The following is a 24,591-nucleotide window of genomic DNA, read 5'->3' as shown; positions in this document are numbered from 1 at the left end:
TAGTAGAGTCACGAACGGATCCACACCCCCTCTCCTCACGATCGGAGACCGTGTAGATGAAGGACCAATTCACCCTCCGCCCGCATCAGATTGAAGCGGTGGAGGCCATCGTGCGGGGTCTTGATATTCCGCCCGGTAGGCGAATCCCGCCGCAGGGATTGCGCGGCACAGTGGTAAGTGCATGCGGCACCGGAAAAACCTTCATCGGGGCCGCCGCAGTACAGCGGCTGGTCCCCGACGGACGCGTACTGGTCGTGGTGCCGACTCTGGACCTGTTGGCGCAGACGGTCCGGGAGTGGCGGGCTTTCGGTCATACGGGGCCGGCGATTGCGGTCTGCTCTATGGACGACGACCCGCGCCTGTATTCGCTCGATGTGCAGTCCACGACGAGCGCGCCGCAGCTCGGCTTGCGGCACGGGCGGGGGCCAGTGACGGTGTACGCGACCTACGCGTCCCTGCCGGTGCTCATCGAGGCGCACCGGGGCGAGTACGGCCTGCCCATGGACGTGTGGGACCTGATCTTGGTGGATGAGGCGCACCGAACTAGTGGGTCGCTGGGTAAGGCGTGGGCGGCTGTCCATGATCAGGAGTTGCTGCCATCGATGCGGCGCCTGTACATGACGGCCACTCCGCGGATCTGGCAGGAGAGGCCGCCTCGGCGGCGGTGGCAGGCGGATGTGGGAGCGGAGGCGGAGGCGCCGGCCACGGACCGGCTGCCTGAGGAATTGGCCTGTTCGATGGATGATGAGGCCATCTACGGACCCAGGTTGTTCGAGCTGGATTTGTCCGACAGCATCGCGCGGGGGTTGCTCGCCCGCTATCAGATCGTGGTTGCTGAGCTGCGGGACGAGAGCTTGACGCCAGAGCGGCTGTACGGCGAGCAGCGGCACTCAGAGAGTGTGCGCGGGGAGCGCCTGGCGGTGCTCCAGGCGGCACTGTTGGAGACGATGGCCACCCATGGTCTGAGCCGGTGTATCACCTTCCACCACCGCACGATCGAGGCGCGTGCGTTCTCCGAGGGACTGCCCCGGGCGGTGAGGCGTCTGCACGCCGAGGACCCCGATCGGCACCCTGAGGAGGTGTGGGCGGGGTGGCTGTCGGGTGAGCACGATCCGGCTGTGCGGGCGGACCGGTTGGGCCAGTTCGGGGCGCGTGCCGGGCGGGCGGTGCTGTCGAACTGCCGCGTACTGGGTGAGGGAGTCGACGTGCCCTCGGTCGACTCCGTGGCCCTGATCGATCCCAAGGGGTCAGCGGTCGATATCGTGCAGGCCATTGGGCGCGCTTTGCGTCAGAAACCGAATCAAGGGAAACTCGCGACGCTGATCGTTCCGGTTTTTCTGCGGAGGGATGAGACCGAGGAGGAAATGCCGTATTCGGCTTCCTATCGACCCCTGATCAAGGTGCTTTCTGGGCTTCGGGCGCACGATGAGCGGGCCGTGGAAATGCTGGCAGTTCCGCAGGAGGATTCGCAGCGGACCTCCGGTGAGCCGTCGTATCTGGGGGAGGCGCCGGAGGAGGGCGAACCGGATCAGCGGATGCTGATCCGGTTCGGCACACACCGCGACCCTGCCCTGATTGCGCGTCTTGTCCGGTACAACCTTATTTCTCCGGAACACGCTAACTGGATGGCGGGGCACCGGGCGGCGGTGGCGTTCCGGCGGCGGACGGGACATCTGGCGGTGCCCTACGAGCATCGGGAGCTGACGCCGGACGGGGAGCACTCTTTTCCCCTGGGTAGGTGGCTGGCCGATCAGCGGCGGGCGCTGCAAGCGGGCGGGCTCGCGTCGGAGCGGGCGGCGGACCTGGATGAGTTGGGGATGGTGTGGGATCCCACGGAGGCGGCGTGGGAGGAGAATCTCGCGGCGGCGCGGGCCTACTTCGCTGAGGCCGGCACATTGGCCGCGCCGGTTACCGCCACGGCGCTGGACAAGGCGGTAGGCCAGTGGCTGGCCAACTGCCGCAAGGAGGGCGGTCTCGGCAGGGACAGGGAGCGGGCGGCGCGGCGCGAGGAGCAGCTCGCGGCGATCGATCCGGACTGGCGCCCGGCGTGGCCGGTGGACTGGCAGCGCAGTTACGCCGGGGTGGCCCGGCTGGTGGCCCTCGGATCCGCGGTGGCCGACGTTGTCCCGGGTGTGACGGCCAGCGGCGCGGACGTAGGTCAGTGGCTGGACCGGCAGCGTCAGCACGTGGTGTGGGAGAGCCTCGCGGCGGGGCAGCGTGAGCGCCTGTCGGCCCTCGGCGTCACGCCCCTGCCTCCGCAACGGCAGACGTCCACCAAGGCGTCCAGGGGCGGTTCTGCGGCGTTTGAGCGGGGGTGCGCGGCCCTCGCGCAGTACCGGGACCGTACGGGCTCCACGGGGCCCGTCAGCCGTTCCCACACCGAAACGGTCATGGTCGACGGCGAGGAACACGCGGTGAAACTGGGGGTTTTCCTGTCCAACACCAAGACCCGGCGGGCCAAGCTGAGCACGGCACAGCTGGAGCGGCTGGCCGGTCTCGGCCTGGACTGGGCGCAGCCGGCCCCGGACGCGGTGTAGCGAGGCAGGAAGACGGAGGCGCCTGGGGCATCGCCCCGGGCGTAGTCAACGTCTGTGCTGGGCCCCCGGACGAGTGGAGCGCCGCACGGGACCGTTGCTGCCCAGCGTAGACACTGGTTGTCACCGGTGGAGGGCGGATCCGCCCTCCACCGGTCCACGAGCTGGGGATGCGTGCGGTGAGGAACTTCTTCGAGGACGTGACGCGGGTCTGGCCAGCGGGACGGCGGGATCTGCACTGGCACATCCTGCCGACAGCCGATGAGAGCGAGGCACTGTTGAATGCCTACCCCGAGGCGGCGTTCTCTCGGCCGGGGCTGTGCCGGGTGTCGGCACGGTGGCTGCACTGCACGCTGCTGCACGCGCTCGACGTCTCCACGAGCAGCGTCAACGTCGACGCACTCACGGATGACGCCCGCGTCGCCATTGCCAGCGCCAGCATCGCGCCGTTCATGCTGACGTTCGACCGGCCCGCGATCGGGGCGGCAGCCGTCGAGATCAGCGGCTGGCCAGGACGCCCCTTCACCGAACTGGTCACCATACTGACCAAGATCACTCAGGCACACGCCCCGTTCCGGCCGGCTGTCAGCCGCTACCCGCACATGTCCATCGCCTACACCGGAGCCGGCGCCGACAGCGTCCAGGCCGTCGACCTGCGCGAGGCCCTCGCCCACATCGACGGCCCCCTGGTCCACACCGTGTACGCCTCCCGTGTCCACCTGGTCGAGCAGTGGCACGACAACGCCACAATCACATGGCGCCCGATCGCCTTCCTGCCCCTGGACGGAACCGCATGACCTACCCCGGTCCGCACCCCATCACCGGCGATCATGTCGATTTGGTCCTGGACAACACCTCGGTCACCGTCACCGGGTCCAGCACAGTGCGCGGCGTGACTACAGCCGGGCAGGGGTACGCGGAACTGACGCTCTGTGATGCCGACCCGCAGCACCGCCGCGCGCTGGAGGCGACCACGAGCGTTCAATACTCGCTCTACCAGGGCGGGGCACTCCTCTACGCCTCTCCGCCCCTACACGCCCTCCACGTTTCCCGCGCCAAGAGCGGCGCCCTGATCATCACCGCAGCCCCTTGAACACTGCTTGAGGCCGACCCCTGTGGCGTGGCGGCTGCCCTGATCGCCGAGGCCAGTGCCGCCGTGCCGTTGCTCGGTTGCGCGTGGGTCGGCACAAGGCGGGGGCGCACGGGGGTGACTGGGCGCACGTTCACCCGAAGCGTGCGCTTCCTGTGTGAGCTTCAGCACGTGAGCGCGGGGAACTGGCACCGGGTATCAGACGTACCGTCACAGAATCCTGCTGCTCGGAAAGTTGAGCACCGCTTGAGGTTCGGCTCCAACTCCTATGCGACCGCTTGGCATGGCACGGGGTGCCAGATCTCCGTTTGCTAGTGCGGGACTTGACCGGAAACGGAATCCGTCGCGCTCCGGTAAGGTCACCTCACCCCTTACCTCACGGGCCTGCGCAGATGCGTGGACACCCCGCGGGGTCCGCGAAAGACAGCGGGCTCCCAAGTGGAACTGCGAAATCCGCAGCGTCCACAGAGGAAGTGGGGTGAGGGACCCGATGACCGATCTGATCGAGTTTGAGGGGCACTGCCAGTGTTGCAGCAAGCGGGTCCGGCCCGAGCGGGCCGCCCGGTGGCTGGGGATCCTGTTCCGCGTGGCCTACGAGGTTGCGGTGAACTGGCCCTGGTAGCGGAAAGCCCCGACCTGAGGGCCGGGGCCTAACGACCAACAAGGTCGGCCGCACTGCACACGGTGTGTGAGGGAGGGCTCCACCAGGATGCGCTGGCCGGCGCGGTGGGGCTCTCTCTTTTTTGTCCGGATGCGGTTACCGTCGCGTACGCAAGTGAAACCCGGCTTTTGTGATGCCTGTCACACTCGGGGGCGGCGATGTCCCCACTATGCCTTGCCTTGCTGCACTCGTGCGACAGGTAGTCAGAAGTCGATCAGCCCCTTCCGGACCTTCAATACTGGGAAAGGTGCTGGTAGTTCCACATTTTTCCAGGTTGAGAGTGACTGATATCACATACCTGTTTGGGTGAATGGCCGCGCTCGCGACCGGCCGGTTTTCAGGTGATTTGCCAGGGGTTCACACGCACGCAGCGCCGCCCTCGCGGCCCCCCAGTCGTGAGCCGCCGAACTGTACACGGCAGGTCTGACAATCGGCCCCCTGCGCCGGAGGTGAATTACTCAGTGTCGTTACTGAACCCTGCCCTGCGTAGAGCGGGTCCCTGCCCGGTCGTCGGGAGCGGATCTCAGCCATGCAATGGGCTTCAGCGGCGGCGGCTCCGGCGGCTTACAGCCCCTCGTCCTCATCCGACTGTGCCCGGTCAACGACCAGGCCGCGGGTTGGTGCCGTCCGAGGGCGGGTCGGTGCGTGACTGGTGGCGGGGTCCGTAGGGTAGCGCGCATGCTGATTGCCAGCTTGAAGCCCAGGACAATGGGCGGTACGACGAACACGGGCCTGCTGGCCTATGCCCTGGCACGGGCTGGCCACCCCGTGACCTGCTACGACGCGGACGAGTCGCTGCAACTGAAGGCGTGGGCGCGTGATGCCGGCGACTTCCCGTGCGAGGTGCACGTGGCGGACACCCCGGCGTTCGCCGAGGTCGTCTACCCGGAGATGGACCACGACCGCATCAACGTGGTTGATGCCGGGCACGCCGAGAACCACCCGGACATCGTGGACTCGATCCTGGAAGTCGTGGATCTCGTGATCCTGACGCTGTCGCCCACGCAGCCGGACTACGACAGGCTGACCAAGCCCGAGCGGGGCACGGCGCTCGCCAAGGTGATCAAGCGGTCCGCCGCGCTGCGCGAGAGCGGGCAGCCGCCGGCGACCTACGTGCTGTTGAATCGCTGCCAGGCCGGGGCGGCCAGCCCGAAGAAGTACGCGGACCTGCTGAGGAACGGCGGCGAGAAGGGCACCGATCCGAAGTGGACAGTTCTGTCCACCCAGATCCCGAGGCGGGAGGGCATCGCGTCCGCAGTCGGTTTCCCATGCGACAAGCCCGAGCGGAGAGCGCCGTACGACGCTCTGGTCACCGAGCTGACCACGCGCGGGCACCTGCCAGCACCGAGGCAGCGCCCATGACCGCCCTCGGCAAGCGGGACCGCGCCCGCGCCTTCGTGCCCGAGCTGATCCCCGAACCCGCCGACATCGACCGCACCGGGCCGCTGGACGCGAAGGAGCAGCAGCAGCTCGACAGGATCCATGCCGCCCGCGACAACCACCAGGCCGCGAAGTGGATGCGGGGCAAGGCGCTCGATGCCGCGTTCCGCCGGCGCCTGTTCCGGGGCGAGGACGGGCAGCGCACCCGCCAGCAGTACCTCGATGCCGAGTGGGATGGCATGAGCGAGTCCGCCGCCTACCTGGAGATCAAGGAATGGCGGCTCGCGGCGCAGATCGCCGCCACCTTCGAGCGGCCCGCGCCCGACTCCCACGTCCGCGCCCTGGTCGACGTCGCCGAGCAGCAGGGGCATGAGCCGGTCGCCCACTGGTACGCCGAGCTGCGCCGACACGGCCAGCAGCTCGGGCGCCGGGTCACCGCCGACGTAGTCGCCAACCTCGCGGACTTCCTCCGCACCGGCACCGAGCCCGAGCGCCTGGAGGCGCTGTTCGTCCCCCGGCAACTCCCGTCCGCCACAACCGAACCGCGCACGCCCGCCGCCCCCGCCGGAGCGCACACCAAGCGCGGCACCAAACCAGTCACGGGCACGGTCGTCACTCACGGCCAGGACAGCCCAAGCCGGTCATTCCAAAATTTTGGAATGACCGGAACGGATGGGACCGGCCCGACCGGAGAGCCGGACCGGTGGACGCTGAGCGCGGAACACGTCGACCGGCTCAGTACCTGGATCGCGGACGGAGCGAGCACAGCCGGGATCAGCCCCGAGCACGCTGCCAACCTTTTCCTGCGCGCCCTCACCAACGACACCTTCCAGCACTGGATCGACGCGCGCACCTGCACATACGCGGGGGACGGCGAGTAGCAGCGACGCGACTGCTTTCCTCTCTTTCAAGGAGAGAACGGCAATTTACTCGATGTCGAATTCACGAGATCGAGAACCAGCACAAGGAGATACAAGAAAGATACCCCGCCGCCTCTCCACATCGGGGCCGCCGGGAAAAGCTCGGGCAGGTTTCCTAGAGGCGGCCCGCGTACGCCTCGGGCCCAGCTATGACTGTCTCGAACTCAACGCCTCTCTCTTTCCTACCGGCAGCATTAGGGGACTAATTCCCCCCGCCACATACCCTGGTGCCCTCGGGGTGAATGAGCGATCTCGGGGACACGTTCGAGCCTCTCGGGCGTATGCGATGCAATCTCAGGACGGACTGCGAGCGCCGCGGCATGCCTCTAAGACGCCTCGGGTGGGCGCGTGATCACCTCGTGCGCACCGGGGCCGGCCTTGCGGGGACGGCACAGCGCGCTCTGCGGGGGAGGACAGACGGCCAGTGTCTCCGACCGCCCTGGAGGGCTCAGTGTCGACGCCGCACGGGTCCGCTGGGGATGATGACCATGGCCGCCCCGGTGACCGATGCCCAAACCCACCCGGGAGTCAGAGTGCGGCTGCCTCGTTGGCCGCCGCTTCCAGGGCCCGCGCGGCCGACCCGAGCGAGACGAACGCTTCTCCGAGCTGGAAACCCACGTTGGGCATCCCGTCCAGCACGGCGAGGGCGTCGCGTAGGCGCTGCTGAAGGGCCTCAGCTTCGGCAGCGAGAGTGCGCAGATGACTGGCGGAAGCCTCGGGCATGACTGGCCCTCCCCGGGATGCAGCGGATGGGAGATCAGCTTACGGCCACGACGCCGCCCAGGGTTCCAGAACAGGGACTACCTATTACTGAGGCACTCAAAGAGGAAGTCAGTACCTGCGCGAGAATCATAGAGCTGCGCCCGAAAGAATTATGGGCGGGATTTCCAACGGGCCCACGTACTTCAATTCACTTGGCAGGAAAGGCTAAAATGGATGAGGGTGGATGGCATGCCGCTAAGGGCGTCATTGGAATAGCAGCAACTTTCGTAGCTATAGCGCTCAGTTGATCTGAGTGCATACATTGGGGTGCACGTACCGCTTTGCCAGCCAGCCTGCCGTTCCTTCTGCCAGCCCTGATGACTTGCGCGTGCCGAATTCGCTGCCGGAGTCGTAGGCGAGGCGCACTTTGTACCAGCCGCCCCGGGCCTGGGTGGCATAGACCGTGTCGCCACGGTGGAGGAGACCGAGGGCGGCGGCGCGGGTGCTGGGACCGGTCCGCAGCCGTACGCCGTCCGCCGTCACCTGGTAGCCGCACTCGCTGAATCCCGCACGCGCCATCGTGGCCGGGGGCTGCTCGGGGGTGCCGGCCGAGGCATGCGGGACGGCTACGGCACAGGGGATCGCGACGGCCACCGCGGCCGTGAGGAACAGTCGTTTCATGCGCTTCATGCCCGTCCAACCCGGTGCAGCAGCGGGCGTCACGGAGCAAGGCCGGAGATCACTCGCGCGAGGCATGGCCGTGCCCCCGGACCGGAGGGGTGGACGACGGGTCCGAGGGCACGGCGGCCCGCTGGCCGCGACGGGGGCGCGGTCCGGCGGGGGTCTAGGTCACCACCAGGAGCAGCAGCGAGACCAGGCCGCTGGTGACGACGACCAGGGCGACGGTGGCGACCGCATCACGGCTCACAGTGCTGCTGGGTGGGTGTCGGGGGTGATCGGCTCAGGGTTGGCCAGCGCTCCCAGGCTGGTGGTCCACTCGGTACCGCCGCCGGTCGGCGCGAGCCAGGCGACGGGGCGTTTGGTGTCCGGGGCGGGGGCGACCGCGCGCAGGATGCCGCGTCGGCCGGTGGCGGTGTCCTCGACGTTCCGGCCGATCCAGGGATGGTCTCTGTGCAGCAGGGATCGCACGTCGGCGCTGCTACTCACGGAGGGCTCCCTGCGCCACGAGGGGCGCCCAGGAGTAGCGGACCTGGACGCCGTGGTCGCTCAGCCACTGCGTCTCTCGGTGCCGCAGGTCGTGCGTACGGTCTGGGGCGATCGTCGCGGGCCAACGGACGATGAGAGTGGCGGCCGTGCCGGCCTCCACCAGATCGCGGACGCGCCGCCAGCCCTCGCGGCTGAGGGGGTCGGGCTCGCCGTACGAGTCATGGACGACCTCGGCGACGCGCAGACCGCGCACCGCCGCGTACGCGCGGCCTTCAGCCTCGGCACGCTCGGCCGCCAGACCGGGGTCCTGCACGCCGCGAGCCGCACAGACGTACAGCACAGCGGAACACGGATCGGGGCGTACGGCGGTCGCGGTCGTCTCCTCACGGGTGATGTGCTCAGAAGTGGCCATACGCGGACAGTAGGACGAGTACAACTCCCGGTGGGCGAACAGTTCGTTCGTCTTCGTCGTCCAGGCCCATAGGGGGCGGGGAGAGCTGATGGACGCTCGTGTCATCGGCCGGCGGATCGCGTACTGGCGAGGCCGGCGGCGTCTGACTCAGACGGATTTCGGCGCGCTGATGGGCGGCCGGACCGCGCGGTGGGTGCAGATGCTGGAGTCCGGAGAGCGGCAGGCGGACCCCCGGCTATCCGTGCTGGAGGACTCCGCTAGGGCGCTGCGCATTCCTCTGGAGTGGCTGCTTCGAGACGGTCCGGAGACAGCACGCATGGACGCGGCCGAGCTGGAGGCGATCCGGTCGGCGCTGCACCGGCACGACGTGATCACGGGATCCGCTGATGACGCTCCCTCCGATCCGCTGGACGTCGACACCCTGCGCAGCCGTGTCGCCCACGGGTGGGACGCCTTTCAGGCCGGTGCGATCGGCAGTCTCGGCCGCCTGGTCCCCGAGCTGCTCATCGAGGCGAACCGCGCAGCCGCCCGGCACACCGGTGACGCCCAACTCACCGCCTACAGGGCCCTGTCCATGGCCCTGTGCCTGACCGAGGCAACCGCGGTCAAAGTCGGCTCCGGGGAGATGGCGTATCTCGCCGGACACCGCGCCGTCATCGCCGCGGAGCGCTCTGGGGCACCCGTCATCATGGCCACGGCCGCCCGGCATCTGAGTGATGCGATGACGCACCACGGGCAGCCTCGCGCCGCCGCCGACTTCGCCGTGGCAGCCGCCGCCCGGCTCACGCCCGAGCTGCTCCGTGCCGGCCCCGAGGGACTGAGCACCCTGGGCGCGCTCTACCTCAAGGCCGCTATGGCGCAGGCCACAGCCACCCACACCAACGACGAGCGCCGCGCTGCTGCCGCCGCACGCGCGGTACCCGGGCTCTTGGACCAGGCGGACGAGCACGCTGCCCAGCTCGGGGACGACAGCAACGCTCTGTGGTCCGCGTTCGGACGCGCCAACGTCGCCCTGTATCGGCTCGCCACCCACGTACAGCTGGCCGAGGGCGCCGAGGGCGTAGCCGTGGCCTTGGGCATGCCCGAGGCAGACATCAGCGGACTACCGCGCGAGCGACGCGCACACCGCCTGGTCGACCTGGCACACGCCCACCTCCTCGCCGGACAACGCGAGAAGGCCGTGGACGCGCTGTGCGACGCCGAGCGGGAGGCACGAGACGAGGTACTGCGCCGGCCGCGGACTCATCAACTCGTGCAAGACCTTGGGGTTTTGGGTGCCGGTGGCGCAGAGGGACGCTTGCGCGCACTCGCCGCGCGCTGTGGACTGCCGGGGTGACACGCACCCTGTACCTGATTTCCAGCGCCGCGCCGCCCGCCCGGCAGGCCAGCACCGGCATCCGTGCCGCACAGGCACGAGGATGGGACGTTTGCCTGATCCTGACCCCATCCGCCCACCGATGGGCCGCCGAGGACTTGGCCGCCGGGGACGGTCTGGGCGACCTGGAGGCGCTCACCGGCCACCCCATCCGCCATCAATACAAACTCCCGTCGCACCAGGACGTACTACCGGCCCCCGACGCAATCCTGTCGGCGCCGACCACCCTTCAGACCCTGACCAAATGGGCCGACGGGCACGCAGACACCCTCGCCCTCGGACTGCTCACCGAGGCCCTCGGCCTCGACCTGCCGGTAGTAGCGCTGCCCTACATCAACGCCGCACAGGCACGGCACCCCGCGCTACCCCGCGCTGTGGCCACGCTGCGCGGGGCTGGCGTCCGGGTCCTGCTGCACGACGACCACGAACCGGTGGGGTTCACCCCTCACCGGCCCAAGAACGGAAACGTGGACGCCTACCCGTGGCAGACCGCGGTGGACGCCCTACCCGTCGTAGCCCCGTAAAGGCCCTGTACGGCGCCGTGGGCGCCGATCTCCCCTCTTCATGCCGGGATTTACCGGCCCAAGGGTGATCGACGCTCACAGGCACCTTCAGGGGCGCGAGGGTGCTCCTCTGTCGGCATCTTCCGCTTCGGCTACGGCAGCCTTTGCGGCAGCCACCTGCGCTGCCCAGTCGGCATCACGAGACCGGCGATCCGCAGAAGCCCGCGCCTGGCATCGTGGGCACGGACCAGCGGCAGTTACCGGGACCCCACACCCCGGACAGTGGTCCTCAGGGGCGCCACCCTGGGGCGGTGGTACGGCCACGGAGCACGAGCGGCACCGATCGCCCTTACGGACCCTGCGCCCGCATCCCCCGTCGCACAGTGGCCACCCGGCACATTTCGCGCACAGCTGCCCTGCGGTCTCGGTCTCGGCGATCAGCCCGCACTTCCGGCACTCTGGCAGCGCCCTCCGATGGACCGTCATGGTGGGTCGCTTCATGGCCGGGGCGGTGTCATGGTCGGGAGACGTCTGTACGGGCACATGTCCCGCGTACATCGCTGGAGGCGGAACGATCGCTCGCAGGCGCCCCGCGATCAGAGCAGCCATGCTCTGAGTCCGTTCGTGCGGTGCCGGGTACGGCCGATCGACCAGCACCGCCCGGATCTCCTCTTGCGTCACACCGGACAGCAGCAGGCCATCGATCACCCGAGCTTGATCTGTGAGTGTGGTCCCCTGCCGGAGTCCCGCCCCGATTTCGGGGTGGTGCCGACCAATCCGGTACAAGAATGCCTGCCCGCTCGTCACATCGTTGCCGCTGCTGCCCTCTTCACCTGTCTCGGCGGTAGGCCGCGCTTCCACCTGACCCTTCTGAGAGCTTGCCGCGTCCGTCCGTCCGTCCGTGACGTGAGCATCCGTGTTCTCTACCTGCACGGATGGACGGACGGAACCATCTACGGGTTCTGGAAGAGGGTTCTCGACGTCAAGGATCTTGAATTGGGCATCACTGGTGATGCCAGGGGTGGCATCACCAGTGACGCCAGGGGTGGCATCACCAGTGACGCCACCCCCTGATCCAGGGGTGGCATCACCAGTGACGCCACCCTCCAGGAGTGCTCTCTTCTTCCGGCCGCCCTTGTGTACGATGCCGGCCGCGCGCTTGGCCTCAACGCGGGCAGCAACCAGGGCTTTCGCTACGTCGGTAGCCCTTTCGCCCGGCTTCAGCGGGTCCACCCATTCACCGCGCCAAAAAGCGTTGTCGTGGAGCTGGTACACGTTGGCGTCGTTGATCTTCGAGGGATCCTCGGCGTCTCCTACCGCGCGAACCTGGGGAATGACTGTCCATAGGCCAGCGCACTCTCCCTCAAAGATCGCTCGGTCCAGCGTGCTAATCGACACCCCGAGCTGCGCGGCCAATTCGGGACGGTACGGCTTGCCGCGCCCGGTGTCGCGGGAACCGATGTCCGCGTAGGTCACGAAGATGGTGTAGAGCGTCCGCACGTTGGTGCTGTAACGGGGGTCGCATACCCACTGTGTGACGAACTGGCCGAATGGGAGTCCGCCGCCGCGACGAACTTCGGGACCGTATCGATTCGGGTCATATCCACCCGTGCTCACGGGTGATCCTTTCCGGCCCCCACGGAGTGCGCTGCCTGATCCGAGGATCGACTGGGTACACTCACCGGAGACCTGTCATGGTCGGCCCGCCGCCGCTCCGGGATGCCAGTCCCAAGCGGAGAAACGGTGGGCCTTTAACTTTTGGTGCTGGTGAGACTACGCCTCGTTGTGGTGCGGGGCGGGTACCCCGGTGGCGAGCGTCGCTGTATGCATTCAGTCGGTCCTGGCGCGGCGCCTGGGCGTGGTCGTGGGGCGTTTCTCCCGCACGGGGATGCCCGCCTCGGTCCACCACCTGTACAGCACTGCCGGCCCCACCTGTGCCAACTCGCGGATCCGGGTGCGGCCGGCACCGAGTTGCGCGGCGCGCACAGCGGCGGGCCTGATCTCATGAGTCAGGATCTGCTCGGCCTGCGCGAGCAATGCGGCTCTGCGGGCTCCCGCGTCCTGGACGGCTCGCAGAGCCGCCGCCTGCTCTTCCTCTGGCAGTCCGGAGGACGCCGTGTCTGGGGTGTCGGTCACGGCCCGAGCATAGCGAAAAACACCGCCGGTGTGTTGGTTGCACTGGCGGTGTTTCTTGTGTCAGGGTGGTGATGTCCCGGAAAGGGACGGCCCCCGGCGGGTGTTGGAGCACCTGCGGTTGTTGGAGCAACCGCTTCGCCGAGGGCCTGGACCTACCCGCCTACTGCAACTAGGAGGGCGATCCAGCATGGATCGTATCGGCACGCCCACGTGCGTGATCAGTACGCCCCTTGCGCAGCTTGTTGACGAGCTGGCGCGCGACGACGACCGGCACGGCCACGAAGCCGAACCCGCGGGCGAGGGGGTGTCGGAATGAGCCTCAAGAAGCGCCCCCCGATCAGCACCGCTCCCGGTGGCCCGTACGCCGACAAGGGCACCCCGACCGAGTACCAGGCCAGTCGCGGCGGCTGGTTTCCCGCCGAGGACAAGCCGGTGCCGGGAGACGACCGTACCGACCAGGGGCGCAGCTCCGGACTCCGGTCGGAGGGCAGGCGATGACGCACTGCGGACAGCCCATGAGGCAGGAGGGCGGACAGCTCGTCTGCGGCCGGTGTGGCGCGTGGTGGGACGCAGGGAGCGTTCCGCGCCCTCGCGCATCGGCGCCGGGGAGGCCGTTTGTGCCCCGGCAGGGAGCGCGGCGGTCACCGTGGCCCGACTGACCAGCGCTCTGCGGCACATGTGGCAGTGCGCACTCTGCGGCCGGTGGTCTGACACCGAGGAGTGCCAGCACTGCTGACCCACCCGTCCAGACAGCCCCACTGAAACCCATGGTCACTGGACCCGCCCCCGAGCAGGATGGAGCGGGCCCAGTGACCGGCCCCCGGCCCGCACAGGCAACCACCATGGAGGACAGCACGTGACCATGACCGACCCGCACCCGGCGACCGTCGGAGCGGGGGTGCCGCGCCCCGCCACCCCCGCCCCCATGGAGACGGCCGCCGTCGACTTGGTGCCCGAGGAGTCCGCCTCGGCCGCCGAGACGTCCGTCGGCCGACCCCGCCGCTTGACCAGGATCATGTGGACCGTGGCCGGTGTTGCGGTCGTGGCCGGCCTCGCCGCCGCCGGGGTCGGATTCGCCCTCTCCTACGGCACCCTCGTGCAGGCCGCCGCCGGGTGGGGGTTCGGATCCTGGCAGCGGAAGGCCTTCCCGCTCGGCGTGGACGGGCTGATCATCGCCCTGTACAGCATTCATCTAGTCCTGGTGTGGCGGCGGATGGCCAAACCGGCCTTGCTGGTCGCCGCGCACGCCGTCACGGCGGTGACGGTGGCGCTTAACGTCATCGCCGCCGCCGATGGCCTGCCCGGGTCACCCGGCGTTTGGGAGGCCATCGGCCGTGACCCTGGGCGGCTGCTCGGGCACGCTGCGATGCCCGCCGCCTACGTGCTGCTCGTCGAGGCCGCTCGCCACCTGATCTCTCGCACGGCCCGGCTGGAGTCGGGTGACAGCAGCCTGTCCCTTGCTGACTGGCTGTTGCGGCCCGCGATGACGTGGTGGGTCTTCCGCACCGCCAAGACATACCCGATGTCGTACGCCGAGGCGCGCGTGATGCGGCGGGACATTGAGATCCACCGCGTCTGGATCCGCTACCGCGAGGAGATCGAGGCGGCCCGTGCCGAGGCCGCCGAGGCAGGGACGGCGTTTGATGAGCGCGAGGTCATCACAGTGCTGGACCGTCTCCCCGATCTGCTGGCCCCGTACGGGGTGAGCGTGGATGAGGCGCTGGCCATGCCGGACCGGATGCGCGGTGATGAGCAGAAGCGCCGTGCCGCCCGTGAGCGGGCCGACCAAGAGCGCGCGCACCAAGAGGCCGCCGACCGTCGCGCACGTGAGCACGCTGACCGCATGGCCAGGCTCGCCGCCGAGCGGGAGGAACTGCACGCGCAGGGCGAGGTAGACCTGCTGCGGGCGGAGAGCGACGCTGAGCGCCGTGCGGCCGAGCACCGCGCGGCCGGCCACGTGGACGTGGCCGCCATCGAGGCCGCCGCACGGCGTAGCGCGGCGGAGCGTGCCGCGACAGAGGAGCAGCGCCGGGCGCGGGCGGAGGAGGAGGCGCAGGAGGGGGCCCGCACGGCAGCCCTGCGTCTGAAGGCCGCCGAGGACGACGGCCGGGCGGCACAACTGGAGGAGGAGGCCGCCGCGGTGCGTCTCGCCGCTGCCGCCGCCGAAGAGCGTGCCGCGAAGACCGCCGCTCGTGCCGAGGAGGCCGCCGCGCTGGCCGCCGCCGCGAAGAAGCGGGCTGCCGAGGACACGCGAGCCGCCGAGCAGGCGCGGGCCGCCGCCGCAGAGCTGAACCTTCGGGCGTCGCTCGCTGAGGAGGCTGCCGGACTGCCGGACCGGGACCGGCAGGTGCGGCGGGTGGCCCGGATCATCCTGGCTGAGGCTGGCGGGCAGGCACTGCGGCTGCCCACCACCACGATCCAAGAGCGGCTGGGCATCGCGAGCAGCACGGCATCCAGCTACCGGGACGCCGCCGGACGGCTCATCGCGGCTGGCTACGACCCCGAGACTGACCCGCTCCACTCGATGGACGGACGCGCCTGGTCCGCTGTCTGACCTACCGAATACCCTCACGGGCTGTGACCGGCCTGTGACGGGTCCGGCGGGGATTGCGCCCCCGCCGGACCCCCTCCCGGAGATGACCGCACGTCACGTAGCAGGAGGCATGACCAGTATGACCCGACGACAGACCGGCCCCAGCGGCTACACCCGAACCGTCCTGCCCGCGCCCCGCCAGTGGCCGACCGTGGCCGCGCCGTGGCTGCTGGCCCTCGGCGGTGACGAGCTGCGCGTGCGCGCGTACCTGTGGCGGCTGCTGGGTGTCGGTGCCGCAGCAGCAGGGAGGCAGCAGTGAGCAGCAGTAGCGAGCCGCCGTGGTGGACCGCGCAGACGACGCAGGGCGGCGGTCCCCAGGGCCAGCAGTCGGCCGACGACAGCACGCTGGCGGACGCCGCCGCCGACATGCGAGCCGCCGCCGAGTACCTGCGCGACGCCGCCACCCCGCCGCCCCCGCCCAAGGAAAAGAACTGGGATTTCTCCTGGTTCACCGACTGGGTGAAGCGCAGTGACAACGGGGTCGCCTGCAAGCGCGCGATCTGGAGTATCGGACCCGCGTGGACGCTCTTCCTGACGCTCCAGCGATTCCCCATTACCACCGCAATCGGGATCACCTTTTTCGGATTCGTCATCGTGGGTGGGTGGCATCTGCGGGTGGAGCGCAAAACCACCAGGCTGATTACCTGGGGGCTGCCGATCGGGCTCGCGTATTACACGCCCGTGGCCATCGTATTCGGACTCGCAAGTTTCCTCGTAGGGGGCTGAAGACAATGAAGACCGTCACTCTCGGAATGTTCACCGTGGGATTCCTCATCCTGGTGGGCCGCATGAGCGTCTTCTACTTCAAGAGCAAGACCCGCAACTGGGCTGACCTGTGGCCCTTCGGTCTCTCCGCCACCGCATTCGCTGCGGCCGGCGCGTGTGTGGGCGGTGTGATCGGCACCATCACAACCTGGGCGCGAAACGGAGTCGGCAAGGGCGGGGACCTCGCCCTGGAGAAGGGGACCGGCGCCAGTCACGTGCAGATCTCCCGCCCGGCGGAGTTCGGCACCCTCTCACCGTTCGGTGCGGTCATCATGCTGGGTCTCATCGTGGTTTTCGTCGTGCTCTACAAGAGCGCGAAGAAGAAGCCCAAGCGGGAGCTGACTTGGGGCGCCCCGTGCGGTCTCACCCTTGGTCCGTTTCTCGGGGCCGTCACGCTGACGCCGCTCATCAACTGGATCGGCCACATCAGCATCGAGCAGACGTTCTTTAGCTGATCGCCCCACCTGCGGCCCCGGACGGCCACGCCGTCCGGGGCCGCTTCACTCCCGGTACACCATGCGCAGGAGACGAGATGAGCGACGAACCCGCCACCGCCGGGCAGCAGCCGGCCGAGGCTGCCGCCCCCGCGACCGACGGCCACCAGGGCGACCCGGCCCCCAGTTTGGTCCGCCAGACCGCGACGCAGGTTGGTTCTGGAGTCCGTCATGCGGGTGCCAGCATCCGTCACCGGCTCCTCACTGCCCATCAGAGCGATGAGGAGGTCCGCCGCCGTCTCGTCGCGCGGCAGCTGGCCGCGTACGAGGAGGTACGCGAGCGGGCACGCGAGGAGATCGAGGAGGTGCACACGCGTATCACCAGGCTGGAGCAGATCGGGGCGGAGGAGGGGTGGACGCCCGAGCAGCGGCAGGAGGCGAAAGGGCTGCGGGAAGAGCGCAAGCGCCGCACAGCGGCCCTGAACGACCTTGCCCGGGTGCCGTTCGTGCCCATTGAGCCCACCGCGGATCAGCTGAAGGCCGCGCGCCGCGCGTCCAGTACTCGCCGGTTCGTTGCGCTCATGGCCCTGGTCGGCGCCCTCGGCGCTCTGCTCGTCGTACGGCCGCAACTCCTTCTGCTGGTACTGCCCGCCGCCGTGGCAGTGCTGTGGTGGCTGGGCCGTCGGCCGCCGACCCTCACACAGCGGCCCGTTCCCGAACGGCTGCTCGCGCGCTCCGAACTAACCGCGCCTGCGCAAGCCCTTGCCACCGCAGCCGGCGCCCTCGGCGAGGAGGACCTGCCGACGTACGCCCTCGCCGACGCCACGACGTCGGAGGAGGCCATCGAGGCCCTGCGTCGTGCCGTCATCCGCGAGGGTGGCGACGTCGCTGAGGCCACCGACGGACGCCGGGAGCCCTGGGGATGGTCGGTCCGTCTGCGGTTCGCCTCGGGCTCACCGGATGATCTCAACAAAGACGACACCTACCGCGATCTGGTGACCCTGCTGCGGCTGCGCCGGAATGGGCTGCTGATCGAGTCCGATCCGGCCGACGGCAGCACTTGCACGGTCCGGATGATGCTGCGGGATCCTTTCACCCCCGACCTGATCGGGTCCGTGCCCTATCGCGCTCCGGGAAGCACGTCCATCACCGACCGATTTGATCTCGGTGTGGGCATGGATGCCTCGCCACTCCTTTTCACTCTCGCCGGTCTGATGCTGCTCATGGTTGGTGACTCCGGATCCGGGAAAAGCGGTATCGCTCTGGCCATGGGGGAAGCGGTGACTTCTACCACGGATGCCGTGCTGATCAACTTGGACCCCGTCGGAACAGGGGTAGGCGATCTCGGCCCGGCCATCACGCTGGACTCCTGTATGGATCAGGCGCGCATTGGAGCTGTGCTGGATTTCCTGCTCAAGCTGTGCACGGCTCGGGCTCGTCTGCGGCAGGCCTATGGGTGGGGAAATCTTTGGCGGGTCAGCGCGGAGCATCCGGCTTTCTGTGTTTTCGTGGACGAGTGGCCGCAGCTTTCCGACAAGAACAAAAAGAAGCTCATTGCGCTTTTGCTGCTGGGTCGGAAGGATGCGGTTTGGGTTTACGGATACTCGCAGTTCGGCACAAAGGAATATCTTGGGGAGGCTATCGGTCCGAAGCTCTCCGGGCGAATCCTGGGCGCGTGCCGTCGCGTGGATGTCACAGAGCTGCTCGGCGCCGGTGCCGTGGCCGAGGGGTATCGCGCGGATCTGCTTGAACCGGCGACGCACACCGAGGTAAATGATGCGGGACAGATTTACGCGCATAATCTGCCCGGCCTTTCTCGGCGGCCAATTCGCTACCAGGTACGCGAGATCAGTCCCGCATACGCGGCCCGGGTCGGCGCGGAAAGGGCGGCACACGGACTGCCCGATGTGACACACACTCTGACCGAGGCTGGGCTAATCGCGGAATGGCGTCAGCTCGTTGCCAGCACCACCGCTGCCGGAAGTGGCGGCACCGGTGCAATTGACCCGAATCTTCCGCACGTCCTGATGACAATTGCTGCCGCATTCAATGACGCGCAGGACCCCGACTACCTGACCCTGGATCAGGTGCACGCCTATCTGCGCGCGGATGACGCTGCACGGTGGGGACGCTGGGACGACCGCGACGACCGAGGGCGGCTGCGCGAGCTGGGCAAAGCTCTCGGGCGGGCACTTCGCCAAGAGGGCGTGGAGCTGTCCACGGAGAAGATCACCGAGGTTGAAGGCGACCCGCGCGGCTACTACGCGGCAGCCGTACAGGACGCTCTGCAGAAGGTGGCCGCATCGGCGGCGTGATCGGCGTCGATGGGCGCTGATCGATCCATGGGCGCCGATCAGCGCCCATCGCCAGCCGATCGAGAATCCATTGCTGACCTGCGGAAACCAATCGATCCAGTCAACTGCCGTACCCCCCCCTTGTCGGCCCGATGCGGGCTCTCCGGGGCCAGATAAGGGGGTGGCCGCGGTGGATTGGCCGGACCGCCGGCCGCCCTCGGCTCGTCCGGATGGCACCTGTCCCACCCCAGCGCCTGAGACCATCAGGTGACCCCCACTCAGGAGGACGCGAGATGCTGCTAGCCGCCGGTCCGTGCGACCATGTCGTCGGTACCGCCAAAGAGCTGTGCGAGGGCCGTCAGTCGCCGACGACGGACCCAACTTCCCTCACCGATCCGCTAGGTGCGCTGGCCCAGTCCGTGGCCAACGGCGCGGCGTGGACGGTCGAGCGGATGGCGACAGCACTCGACCACGCTGCAACAGTGGATCTCACCAGCGTGGCATTTTTGCAGCAGTACGCAATCGTTTTCGCCGCCTCAACCATCCTCACCATTGTGCTGTGGCTCATCGCGGTAATGAAAAGGGCGATAAGGGGGGCGCCTCTCACTACGGCATTGTCGGAGGCGATCGGGCTGCTCTGGCTGACCGTCCTCGCGTCCGCTTTCACTCCGCTCGTTCTCCACGTGACGGTGGGCGCGGCCGACGCTGTGACCGATGCACTGAGCGGCACCGACGGCACAATGCCCACGCTTTTCAAGGGAATGGCGGCTACTCTTCGAAAGGACGCGTCCCAGCTTGGCGGCGGCCCGATTGTGCTGATTGTGGTGGCCGGGCTGACCATCCTGACCGCCGGAGTCATCGCGCTGGAACTCGTTTTGAGGGCCGCCGCTCTCTATCTCGGGGCGCTGCTCGGCCTAGTCGTATATACGGCACTCGTGGACCGGGCCCTGTGGCGTAAGACGCGCCAGTGGGCGGGAATCATGATCGCCCTCATCTTGATCAAGCCCATCATCGTGATCGCCCTCAGTATCTCTGCGGCATTTGTGGGCGCGGAGGGAAGCGATCCCGGGTCCGTCCTGGTCGCCGGAAACGTCGTCCTTATCGTTGCAATCGCAGCGGGAATCATGATCTTCCGGTTTGTTCCCGGCTATGGAGACGACATCGCCTCCGGGTTGGCGATGCGCGCCACAATGGGAGCCGGCCGTGCCGCCGTACGAGTCGGCGGATCTGCCGCAGGAATTGTCGCGCAGGGAATCCAGACGCACGGCACCCGCCAAGGGAGTGGGGGAGATCGGGCAGGTGGGGGATCGCGTCCGGTGACCGGCCGTTCCAACTCGGTGGCGGATGGCATTTCCACCCACGGCACACGCGGCACCGGAAACTCCAAAAAGCCAGACAGTAAGTGATCCCCTGATATGGGAGAGGGGCTGTGGGCGAATCGCCCACAGCCCCTCTCCCATATCAGGCCGCTATCTCCGCCGCTGACCTCCTAAGTCAGCCATCCAGCGTGGTCAGGATCGGCGGAGTGCGCTCACCGCCGGCCGTCGTGAATGACGCCACGACATGACCCGTGGTCAGGTCATTCGCTAGGGCGGATGCCGACCACCGCTGACGCTCCTCACGCCGCACCGTCACCGACTCGCTGGTGACGTGCTTGCCGGTGACCACGCGCCGGATGCCGTGCAGCACCTTGGTTAGCGGTTCCTCGGCGCGTACCTGCCGATGGGTGATCGTGCGTGTCTCGACCCACTCAGTACCCCACGCCGACGTGAAGTGATGGGCGTCCCATGGGCTTATGCCCGCACACGCGATCCGGCAGCCCACGGCGCCCAGCAGCGGATCCCGCAGGGATTGCGGGACATCAGCCAGCGTCCGCAGCGTCAGCAGCACTCCCGCGTTGGACGCGCGCAGGCGCTGAAGCGCGCGCAGGGACTGCGGCGTGACCAGCTGCACGGCGTCGTCCACCACCAGGCCGGCGAACAGGGCCCGATCGGATCGGGCTGCTGCCCACAGAGAGAACTGGGCCAAAACCAAGCGCGCGATCACGCGGGATGCCTCGGCGTGCGCGCGCTCTGGCAGCTCGACACGCACCCGCACGGGCCGGTCCAGGTGCTGCATGGAGAAGACCGCCGCCGGTCCGGTCGAGCGCCTCGGCGACGACAAGAGCGTGCCGACCGCCGGGCGGTCGAGCAGACCGAGGCGGTTCGAGAGACCATCCACCAGGTCACCGGAGCCACCTGTACGGCGCTCGAACGTCTCCAACTCCCGTGTGTGGGAACTGAGCCCCCGCGCGTCCAGATCGGCCCGCAGAGCCGCGCGTACGGTCGCGTCGTCCACCAGGTCCCGCAAGTCCGCCACCCCCGGGAGGGCGCCATGCGCGGCCTGCCACGCCCCCATGAGCTGAGCCAGTGCAGCGGCTGCTCGGCGGCTGTCACCACCAGGCAGGCTCTCCGACAGATCTCCCAGCAGTGCCTCAGCCAGCAGCCCTGCCGCCTCGTCCGCGTCGTCCAGGCCCGCGTACAGGTCCAGACAGTAATCCGCGGAAGCTCCGGCCCGGATGACGACGTCAAAGGCTGCGTCCGGCGGCGTGGCCCCGCGCGAGGACGACACTGCCACGACCGCCGCCTGACCAGTGAGCGCCTGGAGGCACAGCGACTCCGCTACCGGGTACACGATGCGGGTAGCCGTCTCCACATCCGATGGCCCGACCACCAAGGCCGATGTCGCCAGCAGGGTTGGATCGACAGCGATGCCGGCTCCCCGGTACGGGTGCGCCTGCCGCTCCGGATCGTCCACACCGACCCCGATACGGACCTGCCGCACCGTGAGGTCATGCCGGGCTACCCGCCTCGGCAGGTCGCGCGCCCCGGACCCGTGCGCACAGGCTGCCGCGCCCTGGCGCAGCACGTCATCAGCGATCTCAGCGCGGCTCCGCCCGGACCGCCAGGCATGAAGGATCCGAGCGTGGTCGACGTCGGACATCTGCCCGTGGCGCAGGTCAGCGGTGAGCCGGTCGGCCACGGCAAGGGCGCCATCGGCCCGCAGCTGCGGCCACTGAGCCGGATCGGACAAGGGATCCCGAGGCAGGGAAGGCGACGGAGTCACAGCCGTCGCCGGTGAAGCCACGAGCACTTTCCGCAGCCTGCGCAGCACCTCAGGCCAATTGCCGAGACGCCCGAAGAAAACCGCAATCGCGACAAAGATGATTGCATAGTAGGTCCAGCTCGCGACAACGAAATACATCGACCGGAATTTGTCATCCGGCGTCAGCATCACCAAAGGCCAAATCCAGTAGTTCCCTAGATAGCCATTCCACAGAAGCGACCACAGGAACCATCCAGCAAAAGCCGATACCGCAGCACCGACAGCCAATTGCCGACCAGGCACCCGATTGGGATCCGGTGCCTCACGCGGCGTATATCCGCAGCGCCAAATACCCGGCTCCGCCACAGGGCGAGGAAACCGCAGCCACGCCACCAACGGCGACTCTGCCGATGCCGGTGAGGGCGGTAGCGGCGGCATCGGCGGCGCCCCTGGAGGAGGCGGTGCGCCACGCTGCTCCTGGCCGTGCTGCTCACCATGCATGTGCATGTCGTTCTCCCTAGTGCCGGCCGACCGTGAGCGAACTCAATCTAACGGTGTCTCAGCGACGCACGCCCTCAAAGAGGCAACAGGCAACTGCTTCCACCGTGTTCATGAGCCCGGCACCGTGATGGGCATGCAGACCACATATCTGGACGGCACCGGCCCTGTCGCCGCCGTCATCCGCTCGATCGGCGTCCGCCACGACGGCGCCCACCAGCTCGTCACCGACGGCCTGTACCTCGACCTACGGAAGGCGCTGCGCAACCCCGCCGAGGACCCCGCCATGCGCTACCTCACCGGTCTGGACGCCAAGGTGTCCGCCCACGTGCTAGCCACACCCGGGGCCCGAGAAGTGATCACCCGGACCGCCGTCCAACTGCGCGCCCTGGCTGACGAGACGCCCCGCGGTCGTCTGGTCCGGCTGACCGTGGCGTGCCAGGGAGGCCGACACCGCTCCGTGGCGATCGCCGAAGCGGTCGCACATCGAGTCTGGACAGCGTGGGGCGGGGCGTACGGCGTCGAGATCGAGCACCACCACATCGACTCCCCCGTACTGCCTGCCATCGGCTGACCGGCCGAGCACCACGCACACAAAAGGCCGGCGCCCTCAGTCCGCACAAGTGCGGGTGGCACGGGCGCCGGCCAACCGGATCCGAAAGAAGAATCCTCGGACAGCCTACCGGTTGACCCCCGCCGCAGCGCCACCGCCATCCTGCCCACAGCGCACCTGGAAGCCGTTGCGGGGCGCGGCCGAGGCAAGGCGCGGCACGGTGCCCTCGGGGCGCAGCAAAGCCCCAGCACCCCCTACAAGCCCCCTTTTCGGGGCGGGGTGGGGCGGGGCGCGTCGCTGGCGCCCGCCCCACGGGGCAGGGGCACCGGGCGTCCGCTGCGCGGCCCGCCCTCGCTGCGCGCCCCTGCCCCGTGCTGCGGGTGACGGGACACCGGAGTCCGCTGCGCTCCCTCCTCGCTGCGCGGTCCCGCCACCCTTGCCGATTCCGCTGCGCTCCATCGGTGGCGACCACCAGCGACGCGCCGTGCCCCACCCCGCCCCGAAAAGGCAAGCAATTCAGGCATTCATTTTCTCTATTCCGGCATTTGATTTCACGCCCTCAATTCGATATATTTCTCTTGTTGGCCGGGAGTGGCACCCGACCAACAAACCGGCCGGGCAATCATGCGTTGCCCGGAAAAGAGAAAGAAGAAGACATTGGAATGCGCGCAGCGTTTCGAAATCGGTAAGCGCCGGGCGACCGGGCACTACCCCATCACCGTAGACGGCCAACCGGCAGGGTTCGTCTACCGGCGTCATGGCATGTGGTGGGCCGACATGCCCGGCATGACCAACCACGTGCGGCGGACCGACCGCGACAGCGCCATCGCCGAGCTGGTTCGCATCTTCGACCTCGGGCACAAGCCATCGGCTTACGACCTGCCCACCCCCACCCCCATCGACAGCGTGACCCTTCACATCCCCGAGCTGCGCTTCACCCTGCCCAATCTGGTCCGTGCTGCTGAGGCTATGGCCCGGCTCGATGAGCTGGGCTGGCAGCCTCTCCAGGGATACCCCGGGGCGGACAATCCTTGGCACATGCGCTGCCGTCTGTGCGGGTGGAAGGGACGCCGGTTCTGGTCCAAGCTCAGGGGACGGAATGGAGATGGAATTCCCCGCCCTGCGAATCGGCACCCGGGATGCATTCCCACGGGTTTGCATGCCGCAGAAGTGCACCGGCTCCAGTCCCAGCAGACGGCTACATGCACGTGCCCCGATCGGCACCCCGTCTCCCTGGACGAATGCCGACAGGCATTGTCTGAAATTCGCGCCGCCGGTTATTCGCGGCACTACATCACAGCGAAGACACGCGTCATCCTGGAGCGCTGCTCGGCGTCCCGAATTCGCGCTATGTCACTTCGGGAGGCCCTAGAGCAGATGGTGACGGACGGAGAGCAGGTCAATCGTCTCCTCAGGGGGTAGCTGAATCTCCCCGTGTCCCTGTTTTGAGCAGGGACACGGGGGGTGAGGATCCGTTCGTGACTTAACCC

General features: G+C 68.3%; 25 protein-coding genes. 19 read left to right on the top strand and 6 right to left on the bottom strand.

The features are described 5' to 3' along the window. Nucleotides 1–56 precede the first annotated feature (56 nt). The 6 genes from ACF073_RS40885 (at nucleotide 57) to ACF073_RS40860 (ending at nucleotide 6,546) form a co-directional block, all read left to right on the top strand. On the top strand, nucleotides 57–2,537 hold the full coding sequence (locus tag ACF073_RS40885) for a Helicase associated domain protein (RefSeq protein WP_392076633.1): 2,481 nt from the start codon (nucleotides 57–59) through the stop codon (nucleotides 2,535–2,537). Nucleotides 2,538–2,713: 176 nt separating this feature from the next. Beyond that, on the top strand, nucleotides 2,714–3,331 hold the full coding sequence (locus ACF073_RS40880) for a hypothetical protein (protein WP_392076632.1): 618 nt from the start codon (nucleotides 2,714–2,716) through the stop codon (nucleotides 3,329–3,331). After that, complete coding sequence (locus tag ACF073_RS40875) at nucleotides 3,328–3,627, top strand: hypothetical protein (RefSeq protein ID WP_392076631.1); 300 nt, start codon at nucleotides 3,328–3,330, stop codon at nucleotides 3,625–3,627. Before ACF073_RS40880 ends, ACF073_RS40875 begins: the two co-directional genes overlap by 4 nt. A gap of 475 nt (nucleotides 3,628–4,102) precedes the next feature. Continuing rightward, a complete protein-coding gene (locus ACF073_RS40870; protein ID WP_392076630.1) occupies nucleotides 4,103–4,246 on the top strand; it encodes a hypothetical protein in 144 nt (47 codons plus the stop codon). A gap of 717 nt (nucleotides 4,247–4,963) precedes the next feature. Beyond that, a complete protein-coding gene (locus tag ACF073_RS40865; protein WP_392076629.1) occupies nucleotides 4,964–5,647 on the top strand; it encodes a plasmid partition protein in 684 nt (227 codons plus the stop codon). Beyond that, on the top strand, nucleotides 5,644–6,546 hold the full coding sequence (locus ACF073_RS40860) for a hypothetical protein (RefSeq protein ID WP_392076628.1): 903 nt from the start codon (nucleotides 5,644–5,646) through the stop codon (nucleotides 6,544–6,546). The genes ACF073_RS40865 and ACF073_RS40860 overlap by 4 nt, the downstream gene beginning before the upstream one ends. A 567-nt stretch (nucleotides 6,547–7,113) precedes the next feature. Here ACF073_RS40860 and ACF073_RS40855 read toward each other — a convergent pair. From ACF073_RS40855 to ACF073_RS40840, 4 genes are all read right to left on the bottom strand, one after another. Further along, nucleotides 7,114–7,308 (bottom strand): hypothetical protein, encoded by a 195-nt coding sequence (locus ACF073_RS40855; protein WP_392076627.1) that lies wholly within the window; start codon nucleotides 7,306–7,308, stop codon nucleotides 7,114–7,116. 279 nt (nucleotides 7,309–7,587) lie between these two features. After that, nucleotides 7,588–7,968 (bottom strand): SH3 domain-containing protein, encoded by a 381-nt coding sequence (locus tag ACF073_RS40850; protein ID WP_392076626.1) that lies wholly within the window; start codon nucleotides 7,966–7,968, stop codon nucleotides 7,588–7,590. A gap of 243 nt (nucleotides 7,969–8,211) precedes the next feature. Further along, nucleotides 8,212–8,454, bottom strand: coding sequence for a hypothetical protein (locus ACF073_RS40845; protein ID WP_392076625.1), 243 nt, complete (start codon nucleotides 8,452–8,454; stop codon nucleotides 8,212–8,214). Continuing rightward, a complete protein-coding gene (locus ACF073_RS40840) occupies nucleotides 8,447–8,866 on the bottom strand; it encodes a hypothetical protein (RefSeq protein WP_392076624.1) in 420 nt (139 codons plus the stop codon). The genes ACF073_RS40845 and ACF073_RS40840 overlap by 8 nt, the downstream gene beginning before the upstream one ends. An 88-nt stretch (nucleotides 8,867–8,954) precedes the next feature. Here ACF073_RS40840 and ACF073_RS40835 point away from each other — a divergent pair, with 88 nt between their 5' ends. The 3 genes from ACF073_RS40835 to ACF073_RS40825 all read left to right on the top strand — a co-directional run bounded on the left by ACF073_RS40835 (nucleotide 8,955) and on the right by ACF073_RS40825 (nucleotide 11,818). Continuing rightward, complete coding sequence (locus ACF073_RS40835) at nucleotides 8,955–10,202, top strand: helix-turn-helix domain-containing protein (protein WP_392076623.1); 1,248 nt, start codon at nucleotides 8,955–8,957, stop codon at nucleotides 10,200–10,202. Then, a complete protein-coding gene (locus ACF073_RS40830) occupies nucleotides 10,199–10,765 on the top strand; it encodes a flavoprotein (RefSeq protein WP_392076622.1) in 567 nt (188 codons plus the stop codon). Before ACF073_RS40835 ends, ACF073_RS40830 begins: the two co-directional genes overlap by 4 nt. Before the next feature lie 885 nt (nucleotides 10,766–11,650). Continuing rightward, on the top strand, nucleotides 11,651–11,818 hold the full coding sequence (locus ACF073_RS40825) for a hypothetical protein (protein WP_392076621.1): 168 nt from the start codon (nucleotides 11,651–11,653) through the stop codon (nucleotides 11,816–11,818). 756 nt (nucleotides 11,819–12,574) lie between these two features. On the opposite strand, the gene ACF073_RS40820 is transcribed toward ACF073_RS40825, so the two are convergent. Next, nucleotides 12,575–12,880, bottom strand: a complete 306-nt coding sequence (locus ACF073_RS40820; RefSeq protein WP_392076620.1) for a hypothetical protein — start codon at nucleotides 12,878–12,880, stop codon at nucleotides 12,575–12,577. A gap of 187 nt (nucleotides 12,881–13,067) precedes the next feature. Here ACF073_RS40820 and ACF073_RS40815 point away from each other — a divergent pair, with 187 nt between their 5' ends. The 8 genes from ACF073_RS40815 to ACF073_RS40780 all read left to right on the top strand — a co-directional run bounded on the left by ACF073_RS40815 (nucleotide 13,068) and on the right by ACF073_RS40780 (nucleotide 20,372). Beyond that, nucleotides 13,068–13,196: a hypothetical protein gene (locus ACF073_RS40815; RefSeq protein ID WP_392076619.1), complete on the top strand. Its 129-nt coding sequence runs from the start codon at nucleotides 13,068–13,070 to the stop codon at nucleotides 13,194–13,196. After that, entirely contained in the window at nucleotides 13,193–13,378 is a 186-nt protein-coding gene (locus ACF073_RS40810) for a hypothetical protein (protein ID WP_392076618.1), read from the top strand. The genes ACF073_RS40815 and ACF073_RS40810 overlap by 4 nt, the downstream gene beginning before the upstream one ends. Before the next feature lie 364 nt (nucleotides 13,379–13,742). Then, on the top strand, nucleotides 13,743–15,434 hold the full coding sequence (locus tag ACF073_RS40805) for a DUF2637 domain-containing protein (protein ID WP_392076634.1): 1,692 nt from the start codon (nucleotides 13,743–13,745) through the stop codon (nucleotides 15,432–15,434). Nucleotides 15,435–15,543: 109 nt separating this feature from the next. After that, a complete protein-coding gene (locus ACF073_RS40800) occupies nucleotides 15,544–15,732 on the top strand; it encodes a hypothetical protein (RefSeq protein ID WP_392076617.1) in 189 nt (62 codons plus the stop codon). Then, entirely contained in the window at nucleotides 15,729–16,199 is a 471-nt protein-coding gene (locus tag ACF073_RS40795) for a hypothetical protein (protein WP_392076616.1), read from the top strand. The genes ACF073_RS40800 and ACF073_RS40795 overlap by 4 nt, the downstream gene beginning before the upstream one ends. A gap of 5 nt (nucleotides 16,200–16,204) precedes the next feature. After that, nucleotides 16,205–16,693: a hypothetical protein gene (locus ACF073_RS40790; protein WP_392076615.1), complete on the top strand. Its 489-nt coding sequence runs from the start codon at nucleotides 16,205–16,207 to the stop codon at nucleotides 16,691–16,693. Nucleotides 16,694–16,770: 77 nt separating this feature from the next. Then, a complete protein-coding gene (locus tag ACF073_RS40785) occupies nucleotides 16,771–18,987 on the top strand; it encodes a hypothetical protein (protein ID WP_392076614.1) in 2,217 nt (738 codons plus the stop codon). A gap of 272 nt (nucleotides 18,988–19,259) precedes the next feature. Beyond that, the gene (locus tag ACF073_RS40780; protein ID WP_392076613.1) at nucleotides 19,260–20,372 is read left to right on the top strand and encodes a hypothetical protein; all 1,113 of its coding nucleotides are present in this window, start codon (nucleotides 19,260–19,262) and stop codon (nucleotides 20,370–20,372) included. 88 nt (nucleotides 20,373–20,460) lie between these two features. Here the strand turns inward: ACF073_RS40780 and ACF073_RS40775 are convergent, their stop codons facing one another. Continuing rightward, entirely contained in the window at nucleotides 20,461–22,239 is a 1,779-nt protein-coding gene (locus tag ACF073_RS40775) for an ATP-binding protein (RefSeq protein ID WP_392076612.1), read from the bottom strand. 445 nt (nucleotides 22,240–22,684) lie between these two features. On the opposite strand from ACF073_RS40775, the gene ACF073_RS40770 reads away from it, so the two are divergent. Next, the gene (locus tag ACF073_RS40770) at nucleotides 22,685–23,122 is read left to right on the top strand and encodes a hypothetical protein (RefSeq protein ID WP_392076611.1); all 438 of its coding nucleotides are present in this window, start codon (nucleotides 22,685–22,687) and stop codon (nucleotides 23,120–23,122) included. A 570-nt stretch (nucleotides 23,123–23,692) separates the two neighbouring features. Further along, nucleotides 23,693–24,523 carry a hypothetical protein gene (locus ACF073_RS40765; protein WP_392076610.1) on the top strand — a complete coding sequence of 277 codons (831 nt, stop codon included), beginning with the start codon at nucleotides 23,693–23,695 and terminating at the stop codon, nucleotides 24,521–24,523. Nucleotides 24,524–24,591: the final 68 nt, after the last annotated feature.

This window comes from Streptomyces sp. NPDC015171, from assembly GCF_043079545.1.
Taxonomy (GTDB): Bacteria; Actinomycetota; Actinomycetes; order Streptomycetales; family Streptomycetaceae; genus Streptomyces.
This window is presented reverse-complemented; position numbering and strand designations above follow the sequence as displayed.